Origin of the sequence: Stakelama portus (assembly GCF_003171655.1) — a bacterium.
Lineage (GTDB): Bacteria > Pseudomonadota > Alphaproteobacteria > Sphingomonadales > Sphingomonadaceae > Sphingomonas > Sphingomonas portus.
Genome location: NZ_QFZL01000006.1, coordinates 114,717 through 130,672, shown reverse-complemented (window position 1 = coordinate 130,672; position 15,956 = coordinate 114,717). Strand labels below are relative to the sequence as shown.

Annotated in this window: 13 protein-coding genes; 10 read left to right on the top strand and 3 right to left on the bottom strand. The window is 65.1% G+C overall.

Annotation, left to right across the window (positions count from 1 at the left end):
* Nucleotides 1–217 precede the first annotated feature (217 nt).
* Nucleotides 218–1,843 carry a DUF6311 domain-containing protein gene (locus tag DKB74_RS15835; protein WP_109809153.1) on the top strand — a complete coding sequence of 542 codons (1,626 nt, stop codon included), beginning with the start codon at nt 218–220 and terminating at the stop codon, nt 1,841–1,843.
* An 18-nt stretch (nt 1,844–1,861) separates the two neighbouring features.
* On the opposite strand, the gene DKB74_RS15830 is transcribed toward DKB74_RS15835, so the two are convergent.
* Nucleotides 1,862–2,110, bottom strand: coding sequence for an HNH endonuclease (locus DKB74_RS15830; RefSeq protein ID WP_109809214.1), 249 nt, complete (start codon nt 2,108–2,110; stop codon nt 1,862–1,864).
* Between the two features lie 302 nt (nt 2,111–2,412).
* On the opposite strand from DKB74_RS15830, the gene DKB74_RS15825 reads away from it, so the two are divergent.
* Genes DKB74_RS15825 through DKB74_RS15800 form a run of 6 tightly spaced genes read left to right on the top strand, consistent with a single transcriptional unit; the run spans nt 2,413 to nt 11,134 of the window.
* A complete protein-coding gene (locus DKB74_RS15825) occupies nt 2,413–3,801 on the top strand; it encodes a TIGR03013 family XrtA/PEP-CTERM system glycosyltransferase (protein WP_109809152.1) in 1,389 nt (462 codons plus the stop codon).
* Nucleotides 3,801–5,858 carry an XrtA/PEP-CTERM system histidine kinase PrsK gene (prsK, locus tag DKB74_RS15820; RefSeq protein ID WP_109809151.1) on the top strand — a complete coding sequence of 686 codons (2,058 nt, stop codon included), beginning with the start codon at nt 3,801–3,803 and terminating at the stop codon, nt 5,856–5,858. The genes DKB74_RS15825 and prsK overlap by 1 nt, the downstream gene beginning before the upstream one ends.
* Entirely contained in the window at nt 5,855–7,213 is a 1,359-nt protein-coding gene (gene prsR, locus DKB74_RS15815) for a PEP-CTERM-box response regulator transcription factor (RefSeq protein WP_109809150.1), read from the top strand. Before prsK ends, prsR begins: the two co-directional genes overlap by 4 nt.
* A complete protein-coding gene (locus tag DKB74_RS15810; RefSeq protein ID WP_109809149.1) occupies nt 7,197–9,197 on the top strand; it encodes a tetratricopeptide repeat protein in 2,001 nt (666 codons plus the stop codon). Before prsR ends, DKB74_RS15810 begins: the two co-directional genes overlap by 17 nt.
* 42 nt (nt 9,198–9,239) lie before the next feature.
* Nucleotides 9,240–10,055 (top strand): ATP-binding protein, encoded by an 816-nt coding sequence (locus tag DKB74_RS15805; RefSeq protein ID WP_109809148.1) that lies wholly within the window; start codon nt 9,240–9,242, stop codon nt 10,053–10,055.
* A gap of 47 nt (nt 10,056–10,102) precedes the next feature.
* Entirely contained in the window at nt 10,103–11,134 is a 1,032-nt protein-coding gene (locus DKB74_RS15800) for a sensor histidine kinase (protein WP_109809147.1), read from the top strand.
* A gap of 5 nt (nt 11,135–11,139) precedes the next feature.
* Here DKB74_RS15800 and DKB74_RS15795 read toward each other — a convergent pair whose 3' ends face one another.
* Nucleotides 11,140–11,475 (bottom strand): glycine zipper 2TM domain-containing protein, encoded by a 336-nt coding sequence (locus DKB74_RS15795; RefSeq protein ID WP_109809146.1) that lies wholly within the window; start codon nt 11,473–11,475, stop codon nt 11,140–11,142.
* An 85-nt stretch (nt 11,476–11,560) separates the two neighbouring features.
* Nucleotides 11,561–13,342, bottom strand: coding sequence for an ABC-F family ATP-binding cassette domain-containing protein (locus DKB74_RS15790; protein ID WP_109809145.1), 1,782 nt, complete (start codon nt 13,340–13,342; stop codon nt 11,561–11,563).
* 92 nt (nt 13,343–13,434) lie between these two features.
* Here DKB74_RS15790 and DKB74_RS15785 point away from each other — a divergent pair, with 92 nt between their 5' ends.
* The 3 genes from DKB74_RS15785 (at nt 13,435) to DKB74_RS15775 (ending at nt 15,898) form a co-directional block, all read left to right on the top strand.
* Entirely contained in the window at nt 13,435–13,779 is a 345-nt protein-coding gene (locus DKB74_RS15785) for a hypothetical protein (protein ID WP_109809213.1), read from the top strand.
* Between the two features lie 23 nt (nt 13,780–13,802).
* A complete protein-coding gene (locus DKB74_RS15780; RefSeq protein ID WP_109809144.1) occupies nt 13,803–14,477 on the top strand; it encodes a response regulator in 675 nt (224 codons plus the stop codon).
* 113 nt (nt 14,478–14,590) lie between these two features.
* Nucleotides 14,591–15,898, top strand: coding sequence for a sensor histidine kinase (locus DKB74_RS15775; protein ID WP_109809212.1), 1,308 nt, complete (start codon nt 14,591–14,593; stop codon nt 15,896–15,898).
* The last annotated feature ends 58 nt before the right edge of the window (nt 15,899–15,956 follow it).

Genomic DNA, 15,956 nt, shown 5'->3' with positions numbered 1-15,956 from the left:
CATGCGGCGTTCGTTTCGGGAAAACGCCCGGTCGACAGCAAGCCCGGTTGCGGCATTGGTGGTGCGGGGGCGATGATCGCCGCTATCGGGTTGGAAAGACGCCGATTATTTGCAGATCGCACCATCGCCCCGGCGAAGGGAAGCTGTGCCCGCCGGCATTTCCGGCGCAAAACCGGCATTTCTGCGCTGTTAACCAACATGGTGCAAACCGCAGAGGATGGTTCGCTCCTCCGCCCTTGCCACGGCGCTGATGCCGTTCGCCTGGCTGTTATTGCCGGTGGGGCTTTATTTCGCGCTGTTTCATCCCGCGACGCTCGACATCACCAATGCCGGATGGTTGTTGCAGGGCACCGACAATGGCGAGAATGCGCTGGGGCTGCACGCCTGGCTGCTCGATCCCGATGCGGGTCTGGCGCTGCGGACGGATTTGCTGGGCGCGCCGTTCGGAACACCGTTGCTCTTTACCGACAGCAACCCGCTGCTCGCGCTGATCGCGGCGCCGTTCACGCCGCTGCTGCCGCCCGATGCGCAGTTCGTCGGCTGGTGGGTACTCGTCAGCCTGTATCTCCACCTCTATTTCGCGCGCAGGCTGCTGGCGCCCTATGCGCCGGGCGATCTGGCGCTATGGGCGGGCGCTGCGCTGATGACTGCCCTGCCAACGCTGTTCAATCGCTTCGTCCACGTCAATCTGATGGCGCATTGGCTGATCCTCTGGGCGCTGTGGCTGTTCCTCGATCCCAAACGGGCGCGCGACAATCGCTGGTGGATCGCGCCGATCGCGCTGGCGACGTTGGTCCATGCCTATCTGCTGGTAATGGTCGCTGCGATCTGGGGCAGCGCGATGCTCGCGGCGATGGTCACTGCACGCGGCGGCGCGGCGCGGGTGCGTCTCGCTGCCGGGGCGGCAGCGATATTGGCGATGATTGCGCTGCTCGCATGGTGGCTTGGCGCGGGTGGCCGATATGATCTGACCGGCAGCTATGGTGCCTTCGCCATGCCGCTCGACGCGCTGTGGAACCCGGGCAATTCGTCCTATTCGAATTTCCTGCCCGCGATCGCGCAGCGTGAAGGGCGCGGGTTCGAGGGGTTTCAGTATCTGGGCCTTGGCCTGTTGCTGTTGATGCCGCTGGCGCTGTTCGCTGCCGTGCGCGAACCCGCTGCCAAGGCGCAGCGCGGCGTGTTCCGCCGGCTGGCGTGGCTGTTGCCCGCATTGATCGTGCTGACGGCCGTCGCGGTGAGCAACCATCCCGATTTCGCCGGACAAAGGCTGCCGCGTTTCCTGTTGCCCGATTTCCTTGCGCCCATGCTCGACATGGTGCGCGCGTCGGGGCGGCTGTTCTGGCCCGTCGCCTATACCCTGGTATTCGCGGCGATCCTGCTTGCCTATCGCATGAAGCGGGCACGGGTCGGGCTGGCGCTTACCGCGCTGTTCGCGATCCAGATGGTCGATCTGGCCGGCATGTTCACGGCGATCCGCGGCACCAGTGCGATGGCCCAAACCCATCGCCTCTATGATCGCACGCCCGATCCGCGCTGGGACGACATCATCCGTTCGTCGCGCGACGTGGCGTTCGTGCCGGCGGACGTGACGGAGGATCTGGAACTTTATCAGGAAATCGCGTGGCGCGCGGTCAAATTCGGGCGGCCGATGCGCAATGTCTATGCCGCGCGGATTTCGCGGCAAATGAAAGCGCGCGATGCCGTCGATGCCGCGCATTTCGAACGTGGCGCGCTCGATCCGCGGCGGCTCTACATCCTTGGCCGCGACACTCCCGTCCCGCCCGAACGCGAAGTGACGATCATCGACGGCGTGCGCATCATTCTGCCCGAACTCCGTTCCTGAGCGGCGGGCCGGACAGGCTTATTGCCGCGTGCGCGTCGGCGCGTGAAAATCGGGCGGTTTGTTTGCGATCCATTTGAGGAACGCGGCAAGCCGGGGATGCGAGCGCAGCGCAGCGATGCCGTCGATCCGCGCCAGTTCGGCATTGGTGAATTGCGCGTGGATCGCGCGATGGCAGATCGGATGCACCCCAACGGTGTCGCGCCCGCCCTGGCTCTTGGGAACCGGATGGTGTTGCTCGACGCGATGTCCGAGCGGACGTCCGCACAATGCGCATCGATCGTCGCCGGGCGGCGCGGGGCGCCCGCCAGCGCGGCAATCGCTGCCTTGCGTTTCACGCGTCCGCGCATCGCCTGTATCCGTTGCCGTCGTCCGGACGTTGCATCCTGCCTCCGCGGGCGTTTGCCGCCGCGCTTGTCGTGGCGCCATCGAACCGATCGTGTATGGCGGTTTTTCGGCCCCGAAAACCGCCGGAATCGATATTGGCTTCGCGCTTGTTCAGCATTTCTTCGTCAATTTGCGCGACAGCTCGCACCTGTCGGCAAAATTTACACCGGGGTGTCGAACGCGCGATGATTCGTTTGTTCAATCATTATGTCCCCAATGCAGTATTGCTGCTGGGGTTGCTTGACCTGACGATGCTGCTTGTCGCGGGCGAAGTCGGGTGGATCATTCGCGCGCACCAGATCGGCATGGAACTCGACCCGCTGGTCGATCGCATTCCGCAACTCGTCACCTTCGCATTCACGCTGCAGGTCGCGATGAGCGCGGTCGGCGTGTACGGATCGGATTCGCTGCAGTCACTGCGCCATGCGGTCGCGCGGCTGATCGTGTCGATTTCGCTGGGGATCATTTTCCTCAGCGCCATTTCCTTCATGATACCGGCGATCAGCTTCTGGCGGTCGAACCTGCTCTACGCGATGATCGCGGCGCTTTCGCTGCTCATTCTGCTGCGGATCCTGCTTGGGTCGACGCTGGGCAGTCAGATTTTCAAGCGGCGCGTGGTGGTGCTGGGCGCCGGCCCGCGCGCGGCGCGGCTGAAGGCGCTTTCGCGCACGCCGGGGTCGGGATTCGTCATCGTCGGCTATGTCGCGATGAGCGAGGCCAACAACGTGATCCCCGAAGCGATCGCGCGCGACGCCATCTATAATCTTGCCGATCATGTCGTCCTTCTGAACGCCAGTGAAGTGGTGCTGGCGCTTGAGGAACGGCGCAATGCGCTGCCGCTCAAGGATCTGTTGCGGATCAAGACGACCGGCGTTCATGTCAACGACACCTCGACCTTTCTGGAACGCGAAACGGGGCGAGTCGATCTCGACAGCGTCAATCCCAGCTGGCTGATCTTCTCCGACGGTTTTTCCTCGGGCCGGATGTTCTCTGCGGCGTTCAAGCGGCTGTTCGACGTGATGGCCAGCCTGACGTTGCTCGTGCTGACGCTGCCGGTGATCCTGTTCATGGCATTGCTGGTCAAGATCGACAGCAAGGGGCCGGCTTTCTATCGCCAGCGCCGCGTCGGCCTGTATGGCGAGGGGTTCGATATCATCAAGCTGCGCTCGATGCGCATCGATGCCGAAGTCGCCGGAACCGCGGTCTGGGCGGAAAAGGACGATCCGCGCATCACGCGTGTCGGCCGCATCATCCGCAAGCTGCGGATCGACGAATTGCCGCAATGCTGGACCGTGCTGAAAGGCCAGATGAGCTTTGTCGGCCCGCGCCCCGAACGCCCGCAATTCGTCGAGGAACTGGAACAGCAGCTGCCCTATTATGCCGAACGGCACATGGTGAAGCCGGGGATCACCGGCTGGGCACAGATCAATTACCCCTATGGCGCGTCGATCGACGATTCGCGTCAGAAGCTGGAATATGACCTGTTCTACGCGAAGAATTATTCGCCCTTTCTCGACATTCTGATTCTCCTCCAGACATTGCGCGTGGTGCTCTTCCCCGAAGGCGCGCGCTGATGGCGGCAACGGTCGTCCTGTGGACGCACGCGCTTGCCGCGATGCTGTTCGGGGCGGTCGCGCTCTGGGCGTTCGGCCGCACCGAAAGCGGTGCGCCGCGCGGGCCGCTGGGCGTTGCGCTGGCAATGACGGCGCTGTGGGCGCTGGCGGTTGCCGGGATCGGCAGCGCCGAAATGGTGACCGGCCTGGTCGAAGCGGCGCGCAACATCGCCTGGTTCGGTTTCATGCTGGTGCTGCATCGGCGCGACGGCGCCGCGCGCCCGCGTTTCGCGCTGGCGACCGTTTACGGTGTGGTCAGCCTGGTCACGATCGTCGCGGCGGGGCTCAACCTGCTTGCCTATGCCGCCGCGCCGCTGCTCGCCGAACAATTCGTCAATGCCAGCGTGCTGCTGCGCATGCTGGTCGCCGTGGCCGCGCTGGTGCTCACGCAGGCGCTGCATTCGGCGGTCGCGCCATCGGCCAGCCGCGGGCTGCGCTGGATCGTGCTGTCGCTCGGCGCGCTGTGGCTCATTCATCTCAATATGCTCGGCGTGGCCTATCTGCTCGGCCACCTGCCCGTCGATCTTCAGGCGCTGCGCGGGCTGGCGATGGGCGTGGTCGCGATCGGCGTCGCCGTCGGGCTGCAGCGCAAGGGCGAATGGACGATGCAGGTGTCGCGCACCGTCGCCTATCAGTCGCTGTCGCTCGCCGGGATGGGCGCATATCTCGCTTTCGTGGCGCTCGCGACCAGCGCGCTGGCGACCGTGGGGGGCAGCCATGCGCGATTGCTTCAGACTGCGTTCGTCTTCGGCTCGACCGCCGCGGTTCTGACGCTGATTTCCTCGCCCTGGGTTCGGGCCTGGGCGAAGGTGAAGCTCGCCAAGCATTTCTTTCGCCACCGCTATGACTATCGCGCCGAATGGATGCGGTTCACCGAAACGCTCGGCCAGCCCGACGGGACTGCGCCGCTCGACGAACGCATCGTCAAGGCGATTGCCGACATGACCGATTCGCCCGCGGGCATCCTGCTGGTGCCCGAAGGCTCCGGGCTTGCGCAGGGCGCCAGCTGGAACTGGGATGCGGCGCGGCTTCCGCTGCGGTTCGACGCCGCGCTGGCGCAGCATCTTGCCGAGACGGGACGGATCATCGAACTCGATTCGCTGCGCGAAGGCGATGCGGGCGATGCTGGCGATCGCGCGGCGGTGCCCGCTGCCCTGCTCGCAATGGGGCGTGCATGGGTGCTCGTCCCGCTGCCGCATTTCGGGGCGCTGGCCGGTGCGATCCTGCTCGCCCGCCCGCCGATCAATCGTCCGTTCGACTGGGAGGATTTCGACCTGCTCAAGGTCGCCGGGCGTCAGGCGGCGAGCTTTCTTGCCGAAGCGCGCGCGCAGGAGGCCCTGGCCGAGGCGGAGCGGTTCGAAGAATTCAACCGCCGCTTTGCCTTCATCCTGCACGATATCAAGAATCTGGTGAGCCAGCTGACGCTGGTCGCGCGCAATGCCGAACGCCATGCCGACAATCCCGAATTCCGCGCCGACATGGTCGCGACGCTGGGCGATTCGGTCGATCGGCTGAACGCGCTGCTGGCGCGCCTGTCACAGACCAATCGCGGTCGCGCCGACGCGCCCCAGCCCGTGGATGTCGCGCCGATCCTGGCGCGGATCGCGGCGGCGCGGCGCAGTCAGCACCCGGTTGCGATCGAGGTTTTCGAACCGGTCGTCGCGCTCGCCGATCCGGTCCGGCTCGAACAGCTGATCGAGCATCTGGTGCAGAATGCGATCGAGGCGAGCGCGACCGACGCGCCGGTTCAGCTCGTCGCGCGCGCCGATGCGGGACGTGTCACGATCGATGTGGTCGACCATGGCTGCGGCATGTCGCCAGCCTTTGTTCGCGACAAGCTGTTCAAACCGTTCGTCTCTTCCAAAGTCGGCGGCTTCGGCATCGGTGCGTTCGAGGCGCGCCAGCTTGCCGCCGCGATGGCCGGGACGGTCGATGTGGAATCGCAGGAAGGGCGCGGCAGCCGCTTTCGCGTGACGCTGAAGCCGGCGCAGCCAAGCCATGTGGAGCAGGCGGCGTGAGCGATATCAGGCCCAAATTGCTGGTCGTCGAGGACGATACCGGCCTCCAGCGTCAGTTGCGCTGGGCGTATGAGGATTATGACGTGCTGGTCGCGGGCGACCGGGAAAGCGCCATTGCGATGCTGCGCGCCGAACAGCCGCCGGTGGTGACGCTGGACCTTGGCCTGCCGCCCGATCCCGACGGGACGAGCGAAGGCTTTGCGACGCTGGAAACGATCCTTTCGCTTCAGCCAGACACGAAAGTGATCGTCGCTTCGGGCCATGGCGCGCATGAATCGATGCTCCATGCCATCGCGGCGGGGGCGTGGGATTTCTATCAGAAGCCGATCGATATCGACGCGCTGGGGCTGATCGTCGCGCGCGCCTTTCATGTCCATGCGCTGGAGGCGGAAAATCGCCGCCTCGCCGAACGGGCCGAGGCGGCAACCGTGCTGGGCGGCATGATCACCGGCGCACCGGAAATGCTCAAGGTTACACGCACGATCGAGCGGGTCGCCGGTGCCGATGTCTCGGTAATGCTGCTCGGTGCCAGCGGCACGGGCAAGGAACTGCTCGCGCGCGGATTGCATGATGCCAGCCCGCGCAAGGGCGGCGCGTTCGTCGCGATCAACTGTGCCGCGATTCCCGAAACGCTGCTCGAAAGCGAGCTGTTCGGGCATGAAAAGGGCGCATTCACCGGCGCAGTCAAGACCACCGAGGGCAAGATCGAAATGGCCCATGGCGGGACCTTGTTCCTCGACGAAGTGGGCGACATTCCGCTGGCATTGCAGGTCAAGCTGCTGCGCTTTCTGCAGGAGCGGGTGATCGAACGGATCGGCGGTCGCAAGCCGATCGCGGTGGACACCCGCATCGTCTGCGCGACGCATCAGGACATCGATGCCATGGTCGCCGACGGGCGTTTTCGCGAAGATCTTTACTATCGGCTCGCGGAAATCGTCGTGCGCATCCCTTCGCTTGCCGAACGGCCGGGCGATGCGGGCCTGCTCGCGCGCCATTTCCTGCGCAAATATGCCGATTCGATGAAGACGGGCGTCCGGAATTTCGCGCCCGACGCCCTTGCCGCGATCGATGCCTGGCACTGGCCGGGCAATGTCCGCGAGCTGGAAAACCGCGTGAAGCGCGCGGTCATCATGGCCGACGGCAAATCGGTTTCGGCGGGCGACCTCGACCTGGAAAGCGCGGCCGAGGAACGCGGCCCGATCAACCTGAAGGCGGCACGCGAAATCGCCGACCGCAAGGCGATCCGCCACGCGCTGGCGCGGGCCGAAGGCAATATCTCCGGCACCGCGCGGCTGCTGGGGATCAGCCGACCGACCCTGTATGACCTGATGAAGAATTATGACCTCCAGCCCTAGGCGGCGGCGCACCCGCTATGCGCGCAAACTGATCCTGCGCCGCGGTCTCGTCATTCTGGGCGGGCTGGCGGCCTTTGGCTTTGCCATTTTCGGTTTCATCCGGCTGTTGCCCGAGCATCGCGATCCCGCTGCCGCACAGGCAGAACTCGCCAAAAGCATCGCGGCGTTTCAGGCAAGCAACGCCAATGCGGCGCGGGCGCATGCCCTTCAGGCGGTGCGCGCCGATCCGAGTTCCGGCGCAGCGCATGCGATGCTCGCGCGGACCTTGCTCGAACTCGACAACGGCCTTGCCGCGGAGGCCGAGCTCGATCTGGCGGAATCGCACGGCTATGATCCTGCCCGCACCAAATATATGCGTGCTCAGGCGCTGCTGTTGCAGGGCAATCCCGAACGCGCGCTGGTGCTGGTGCAGGAAACCGCGCCGCAGGACAGGGTGCATGGCCTGCGGATACGCGCGCGCATCCTGACGGCGATGGGCGATCTGGCCGCTGCGCGCGACGCATTGGGAGCCGCCGTCGATGCGGCACCGCGCGATCCGGCGGTCTGGACCGATATCGGTCGGTTCCGCCTGAGCGCGGGCGATATCGGCGGGGCGATCGCGGCATCGCAGCGCGCGGTCGAACTGGCGCCGGGCGATACCAATGCGCTGGTGCTGCGTGGCCAGATGGTGCGCACGCAGTTCGGGCTGGTGGCGTCGCTGCCATGGTTCGAATCGGCACTGAAACGCGATCCCTGGGATCATGACGCGCTGATCGAATATGCCGCGACTTTGGGCGATCTGGGGCGCACGCGCGACATGCTCGACGCCGCGCGTCGCGCGCTGCAATCGCGGCCCGGCAGCCCGCAGGCCTATTATCTGATGGCGGTGCTGGCCGCGCGTGCCGACAATCTCGATCTCGCGCGCGGGCTGATGGCGCGTACCGAAGACGCGCTTGCCGATCTGCCGGGAGCGTTGTTGCTGGGCGGAACGCTCGACATCGAAGCGGGCGCCTATGCGCAGGCGATCGACAAGTTCGGCCAGTTGGTGGCGATGCAGCCGATGAACATCACTGCGCGCAAGCTGCTTGCGCTTGCCTATCTGCGCAGCGACGCTTCGCGCGACGGCATCAGTGTGCTGAAGCCGGTGGTCGCGCGCGCCGATGCCGACAGCTATTCGAAAATGCTGGTCGCGCGCGGGCTGGAACGGATCGACGATCGCGGGCTGGCGGCGCGTTTCCTCGACTGGGCCGCCTATCCCACGCGCGGAGGGTCGCCGTCGTTCAGCGCCGATGACAGCGTAGCCGTCACCGATATCGCCGCCAGAGACAATCCCGGCGATCCCGATTCGATCATTCCCTATCTGCGCGCGCTGATCGATGCCGGGCAGACCGATCGTGCGCTGGCCCGCGCCCGCGAAGTCGCGCGCGACAATCCCGGCGCGCCGGGATCGCATACGCTGCTGGGCGACATCCTGATGCTCTCCGGCCAGCCTGCCGCTGCCGCCAGCGCCTATCGCGACGCGGCGTCGCTGTTGTTCGACGAAACGGCGATGCTGCGGCTCGTCGAAGCCTATCAGGCGAGCGGCAACCGCCAGGAGGCGGCGCGGGTGCTCGCATTGTTCCTGTCGCAGAATCCCAATAATGTCGCGGCCTTGCGCCTGACCGGCCATTGGCAGCTGGCGGAAGGCGAATATGACGCGGCCATCGCGACGCTGGAGGGGCTGCGCGAGCGGATCGGCGACCGCGATGTCGCGCTCAATATCGAACTGGCTCAGGCCTATGCCGCGACCGGCGATGTCGACGCCGCGGTCGATGCGGGAATCGCCGCCTATTCGGTTTCGCCGGCCAATCCCGCAGCCGCCGATGCCTATGGCTGGGCGCTCTACAAATCGGGCGATATCGACGGCGCGGAGGAATTGCTGGCAAAGGCCGCCAGGACGGCGCCCGATCATATCGGCATTCGAGGGCATCTGAATGTCGTGCGCGCGGCAAAGGCGCGCGGCTGAGGCGGCTTTCGCGTCGCGTATCTCCGATTTATAGGCCACCGCATGACCGATCCGATGACGCGCATTGCCGAGGCGCTCGAACGGCTGGCGCCGCCGCTTCCCCTGCCTGCCGATCCGATGACCGGCCCCGCTTATGTGTGGCGGCGTGGCACGTTGGTGGCGGCGCGCGAATTCGCACCCTTGCCGCTGGTGCTGCTGCGCGGCGTCGACCGTCAGCGCGAAACGCTGCTCGCCAATATGCAGCGGCTGGCCGCGGGTCATGCTGCGCAGGACGTGTTGCTATGGGGTGCGCGCGGCACCGGCAAATCCGCATTGGTGAAAAGCACCGTGGCGGCGGTGCAGGAAGCGGGCGGGGCGCTGGCGCTGGTCGAAACCGGTGCCGCCGATCTGGAAACCCTGCCCGAGCTGTTCGCACTGCTTGCGCCGGTCGCGCGCCGCTTCGCGCTGTTCATCGACGATCTGGGGTTCGATGCCGCGTCGGACGCGCGTGCGCTGCGTTCGCTGCTCGAAGGGGGTGCGGAGGCACGGCCGGGCAATACGCGTCTGTTCGTCACCTCCAATCGCCGCCATCTGATCCCGCGCGACATTGCCGAGCAGGAAAGCGCGATCAATCCGCGCGACAGCATCGACGACAATCTGGCGCTTGCCGACCGGTTCGGGCTGAGCCTGGGCTTTCATGCGATCGATCAGGACATCTATCTCGACATCGTGCACGGCTATGCGCAGGCGCACGGGCTTGCAGTCGACCCGGCCGACGCGCTGCAATGGGCGACGCGGCGCGGCAGCCGTTCGGGTCGCGTCGCCTGGCAATATGTCGTTGAACTGGCGGGGCGTTCCGGGAAGAGCCTTTCGATCTAGCTGATTCACATCAAGATTGCGGTGAATCGCTTGACTTTGTTCGGGAAATGACCGCCATCATTGCGCCGATGGCGCGTATCGGCGAACTCGATCTTCCTGCCCGGCTTGCACCGGCAGTCCCCCCGATCGCGACTCAGATCGGTTTCGGGTTGCTATGCGCTGCGGCCGTTGTGGCGGTGCGTGGCGTGCTCGATCTGGTGGCGCCCGCCGCCGGGCCCTATGCGCTCGGATATCTTGCGGTAATGGTGGCGACATTGTTCGCGCGCTGGTTTGCCGGCGCGATCACGGCTGTCGTGACAATCCTCTACAGCTGGTATTTCGTGCTGCCCGTGTTCGACAGTTTTGAGTTTCAGAATGTGCAGGATGGTCCGCGCACGCTGGTCAATGCGTCGACCTATGCGGCGATTGTCGTCGTTGCGGAGCTGTTTCGCCGGGCGGGACGCCGGGCTGTTGCCGAACGGGACCGGGAAGTGGCAGACCGCGACCTGTTTCTTGAGGAATTCGACCATCGCGTGAAGAACAACTTCGCGCTGGTCGCCAGTCTGCTCGATCTTCAGCGGCGACGCGCGGCGGATCCGGCCACGGCCGACGCGTTGTCACGCGCCCAGATGCGGATCGAGAGCATCGCGCGCGCGCACCGCCACCTCTATCGCGGTGCGAATGTCGATACCGTCGATATGCATGTCTATCTGCGCGAATTATGCGCGGCGCTGTCCGAAGCGTTGTTCCTGCGCGCCACGATCACGCTCAGCTGCGATGCGGACCATGTTTCGATGCCGCGCGACCGTGCGGTTTCGATCGGGCTGGTCGTCAACGAACTCGTCACCAATGCCGCCAAACATGCCTTTGTCGGGCGGGATGCGGGCATAATCCGCGTGGGCTTTGCCCAGAACGACGATGGCTGGGTGTTGCGGATTGCCGATAACGGCATCGGCATACCCGAAGAAATGCAGATCAAAGGGCGCGAGGGCGGTCTTGGTCAGAGGCTGGTGACGGCCTTTGCCGGCCAGGCCGGGGGCACGCTTTCCACCGAAAGCGGCCCCGGCGGCACGGTGACGACGCTTACCCTCGCGCCCTGATCTTCTTATTCGCAGGCGAGATCGGAACGGTCGATCGTGCGACCGGCGGCGCCGCCGGCAAGCGCGCCGAGGATCGTGCCGATAGTCTTCGATCCGCCCGGCGCGATCAGATTGCCCAGCACGCCGCCCGCAGCCGCACCGACCAGCGTACCGGTCGAACCGTCTTCGCGGCGGCAATAATAGCGTCCCTGCGCATCGCGATAGATGGTGACATTGTCGCTCATCGCCCGCTGGTCATATACGCGCTCGCCCGGGCCGAAGATATTGCCCTGCTGGGTGCACGCGCTCATCGGCACGGCGGCGGTGGCAATGGCGGCGGCGGCGATCAATTTGTTACGCATGGTTCCGGTCTCCTCGCGACATTCTCATGGTTGTTGAGATGTGCGAACGGACCGGACGCCGAATTGTTTCCATCGCGAAATGCGATCAGCCGAGCGATTCGACCTGTTCGGCGAGTTCGAGCCATCGGATTTCGGCCGCATCTTTGGCCTCTTGCGCCTGTTCGATTGCCCGTGTCAGCGCATCGAACTTGCCAGGATCGCGCGCGTACAGATCGGGATCGGCGAGCGCCGCCTCGTCGCGGGCGATCGCCGCGTCGAGTTCCTCGATCCGTGCCGGCAACAGATCATAGTCGCGCTGGTCCTTGTAACTCAGTTTGGTCGGTTTCTGTTTGGGCGGCGGCGGAGTGGCGGGCGCCGACCGCGCGGCAGCCTTTTTTTCGGAGCGCGGTTTCCGCTTGGCTTCCCAATCGGCATAGCCGCCCGCGATCACATCGACAGTTCCGCTGCCGTCGAGGCCGAGTGTCACGGTAACGGTGCGGTCCAGAAAGTCGCGATCGTGGCTGACGATCAGCACCGTGCCGTCATAATCGGCGATCACTTCCTGAAGCAGGTCGAGCGTTTCGAGATCGAGATCGTTGGTCGGTTCGTCGAGCACCAGCAGGTTCGAGCGCCGCGCGAATTCGCGCGCGAGCAGCAACCGTGATCGCTCGCCGCCCGAAAGCGTCCCGATCTTTGCATCGGCCAGCGAAGGATCGAACAGAAACTCCTTCAGATAGCCGTGGATGTGCTTGCGGGCACCGAGCACGTCGATCCAGTCGCCGCCGTCCGCCAGCACGTCGCGGACGCTCTTGTCGGGGTCCATCAGGCTGCGCTGCTGGTCGATGATCACGCCGTCGAGTGTCTTGGCCAGCCGGACGCTGCCTTCGTCGGGCTGAATTTCCCCGGTCAGCAGCTTGAGCAGAGTCGATTTGCCGGCGCCATTGGCGCCGACGATGCCGATCCGGTCGCCCTTGGTAACGCGGAAGGTAAAGTCCTTCAGGATCGTGCGGTCGCCGAAACGCTTGGTCACATTCTTGGCGTCGATCACTACCTTGGTCTGGGTATCGTCGCTGCCGGTGGCGAGGTTGGCAGTGCCCTGGGGCCCCAGCATCGCCGCGCGGGTGGCGCGCATTTCCTTGAGTTTTTCCAGCCGCCCCTGATTGCGCCGCCGCCGTCCGGTGACGCCGCGCTGGAGCCAGTGCTCCTCGATCTTGAGCTTGGCATCGAGCCGCGCGGCATTGCGCTCTTCCTCGGCATAGACCTGTTCGGTCCAGGCTTCGAACCCGCCGAAACCGACTTCGGCGCGGCGAATCGCGCCGCGATCGAGCCACAGCGTCTGACGGGTGAGGCGCGTGAGGAAAGTACGATCGTGGCTGATGACCACGAACGCGCCGCGATATCCCGTCAGCCAGGATTCGAGCCATTCGATCGCGCCCAGATCGAGATGATTGGTCGGTTCGTCGAGCAGCAACACGTCCGGATCCTGCGCGAGCGCACGGGCAATGGCGGCGCGGCGACGTTCCCCGCCCGATGCCGTCGCGGCTTCGCGCGACAAGTCGATGCCCAGCTGATCGGCAATCGCTTCGGCTTCATGCTGTGCCGGGGCGTCGTCGCCCTGCAGCACGAAATCGAGCAATGTCGCGCATCCGTCCATGCGCGGTTCCTGTTCGAGCATCACGACGCGTGTGCCGGGGACGATCACGCGACGGCCTTCGTCGCAATCGATCTGACCGGCGATCAGGCGCAGCAGCGTCGTCTTGCCGGCGCCGTTGCGACCGATCAGCGCAAGCCGGTCGCGCGCGCCGATATGCAGGTCGAGGCCGCGAAACAGCCAGCCGGAACCCTGAACAAGTCCAAGGCCCTCATAGGATAAAACAGGGGCAGCCATGGCGGGCGCGCTATCGTGCCGGCGGGCGGCGCGCAAGTTACCGTCGCATTACCCACCCATTCATGGGCTATTCAACGGGGCGCCTCTATGCAATGTCGATGGCAATGGTCTGGAAATCCTGTCTGTCCATAGGCGTGACAGCTATCGCGCTGTGGAGCGCGGCGCCTGCGCATGCGCAGGCGAAATATGTGCCTGCAAGCAGCCAGGATGCACAGAGCCAGGCGGCGGTACGCCAGCAAAACGGCCAGAATCTGCCCGCGCGCGAAATCGAGCGCCGGGTCGTTCCCCAGGTGCGCGGCGCACAGTATCTGGGATTCGACTATGATCCCGAAACCAACGTTTACACGCTCAAATTCCTGCGCGATGATTCGGTGATATGGGTGGACGTCAATGGCCGTACCGGCCAGGTCGTCCGCCGCTCCGGCGGTTCGCGCTGAGCAAGTCCTGACAGGAAGACGAGATGCGCATTTTGATCGTTGAAGACGAACCCACGCTCGGCCAGCAGCTTCGCAACGCGCTGGAAGGTGCCGGCTATGCGGTCGATCTCGCCACCGATGGCGAGGACGGGCATTTTCTGGGTTCGACGGAAACCTATGACGCCGTGGTGCTCGACCTCGGCCTTCCCGAAGTCGACGGGCTGACCGTGCTCGACCGCTGGCGCCGCGAAGGCAAGACGACGCCGGTGCTGGTCCTGACGGCGCGCGACAGCTGGTCGGACAAGGTCGCCGGGCTCGACGCCGGCGCCGATGATTATGTCGCCAAGCCGTTTCAGACCGAAGAACTGATCGCCCGGCTGCGGGCGCTGATTCGCCGCGCATCGGGCAATGCTTCGGCGGAATTGACCGCCGGCGACATCCGCCTCGACACCCGCTCGGGCAAGGTGACCAAGGCGGGCGAACCAGTGAAGCTGACCGCGCAGGAATATAAGCTGCTCAGCTATCTGCTCCATCACAAGGGCAAGGTCGTCAGCCGTACCGAGCTGATCGAACATATCTATGATCAGGATTTCGACCGCGATTCGAACACGATCGAAGTGTTCGTGACGCGCATCCGCAAGAAGCTCGGCGCCGATACCATCACCACCATTCGCGGGCTGGGCTACAGCCTCGAGGAACCCGCCGAAGCGGCATCGTGATGGTGCCGCCGCGGGCGCGGTAGCAGGCAGGAGACGTTTGCGCCGTGGCCGACGCCGAACCCAGTTTTCAGCCGCGTTCCTATCTGCGGGTGACCGGATCGGTCAGCCGCCGGATGATATTCGTCGCTGCCGCGTGGATCATGGTGTTGCTGACCGGCGGCGGCATCGCGCTGAACGGCGTGCTGACGGCCGCCTTCACCAAGAATTTCGACGATCAGCTCGAATTCCTGCTCTATTCGATCATCGCCTCGGCCGAATTCGGCCCCGACGGACGGCTGGTGCTCAGCCGCGAGCCCGCCGATCAGCGTTTTCTCGAACCCTTTTCGGGCGCCTATTACCAGATCAGCAGCGACCAGACCGGCATCTATTATCCGTCGCGTTCGCTGTGGGACTGGCGGCTCGCGACCGAGGAAAATCACAACGACCAGGCGATGCACATCTATAACAGCACGCAGTTCGACCAGGATCTGCGCGTTGCCGAACGCGACCTGACGCTGCCCGGATCGCCGATACGCTGGCGGTTTCAGGTCGCCGAATCGCGCGCGACGCTGGATGCGCAGCTGTCGCAGCTTCGCCGTACGCTGGTGCGCAGCTTCCTGATTCTGGGGCTGGGGCTGATGCTGATGGTCGCGCTGCAGACCTGGTATGGCCTTGGGCCGCTGCGCAAGGTGCGCGCCGAACTGGCGAAAATGCGCGCGGGACAATCGAAGCGGATCGAAGGGCCGATGCCCGCCGAAGTCGCGCCGATGGTCGAGGAACTGAACGCACTGGTCGAACATAATGACAAACAGGCGGAGGAAGCGCGCATGCACGCGGGCAACCTCGCCCATGCGCTCAAAACGCCGCTCAGCGTCATCATGAATGCGGCGGCTGCGGGCCAGTCCGACCTTCCCGACGCCGTGATTCGCGAGGCGCGGACGATGCGGCGCCAGATCGACCATCATCTTGCCCGCGCCCGCGCCGTGGGGCGGCGCGGCAGCGCGCATAGCCGCGCGCAGATTTGGCCAGCGGTCGAGGCAGTCGAGCGCGCAGTGGCGCGGCTCTATCCCAATGTCCGGATCGACATTGACGGACAAAAGGATCTGGTCGCGCATATCGAACGTCAGGATCTTGACGATCTGCTGGGCAATCTGGTCGAAAATGCTGCGAAATACGGCGGCGGCAGCGTGTTCGTCACCGTCAGTGCGCAGGCCGGATGCGTCGAAATACTGGTCGAGGACGACGGCGCCGGGATTGCCGAGGCCGACCGACAGCGCATATTCGATCGCGGCGTGCGGCTCGACAGCGGCAAGCCGGGCACGGGACTGGGTCTCGCGATCGTCCGCGACGTCGCCGAGATTTACGACGGCACGGTCAGCCTCGAGGAAAGCGAGGATCTGGGCGGCCTGCTCGTACGGCTCAGGCTCCCGCTTGCGGGCTGAATATCCTTTCGAGCCAATTTTCGGACTGTGCCGAAGAGTGACAGGCGTCCCGCGTTAA

Bases quoted from the DNA above. Each gene is read 5' to 3' on its own strand.
- DKB74_RS15835 (WP_109809153.1), top strand. From the start codon at position 218: ATGGTTCGCTCCTCCGCCCTTGCCACGGCGCTGATGCCGTTCGCCTGG.
- DKB74_RS15825 (WP_109809152.1), top strand. From the start codon at position 2,413: ATGATTCGTTTGTTCAATCATTATGTCCCCAATGCAGTATTGCTGCTG.
- prsK (WP_109809151.1), top strand. From the start codon at position 3,801: ATGGCGGCAACGGTCGTCCTGTGGACGCACGCGCTTGCCGCGATGCTG.
- DKB74_RS15810 (WP_109809149.1), top strand. From the start codon at position 7,197: ATGACCTCCAGCCCTAGGCGGCGGCGCACCCGCTATGCGCGCAAACTG.
- DKB74_RS15805 (WP_109809148.1), top strand. From the start codon at position 9,240: ATGACCGATCCGATGACGCGCATTGCCGAGGCGCTCGAACGGCTGGCG.
- DKB74_RS15800 (WP_109809147.1), top strand. From the start codon at position 10,103: ATGACCGCCATCATTGCGCCGATGGCGCGTATCGGCGAACTCGATCTT.
- DKB74_RS15795 (WP_109809146.1), bottom strand. From the start codon at position 11,475: ATGCGTAACAAATTGATCGCCGCCGCCGCCATTGCCACCGCCGCCGTG.
- DKB74_RS15790 (WP_109809145.1), bottom strand. From the start codon at position 13,342: ATGGCTGCCCCTGTTTTATCCTATGAGGGCCTTGGACTTGTTCAGGGT.
- DKB74_RS15785 (WP_109809213.1), top strand. From the start codon at position 13,435: ATGTCGATGGCAATGGTCTGGAAATCCTGTCTGTCCATAGGCGTGACA.
- DKB74_RS15780 (WP_109809144.1), top strand. From the start codon at position 13,803: ATGCGCATTTTGATCGTTGAAGACGAACCCACGCTCGGCCAGCAGCTT.
- DKB74_RS15775 (WP_109809212.1), top strand. From the start codon at position 14,591: ATGATATTCGTCGCTGCCGCGTGGATCATGGTGTTGCTGACCGGCGGC.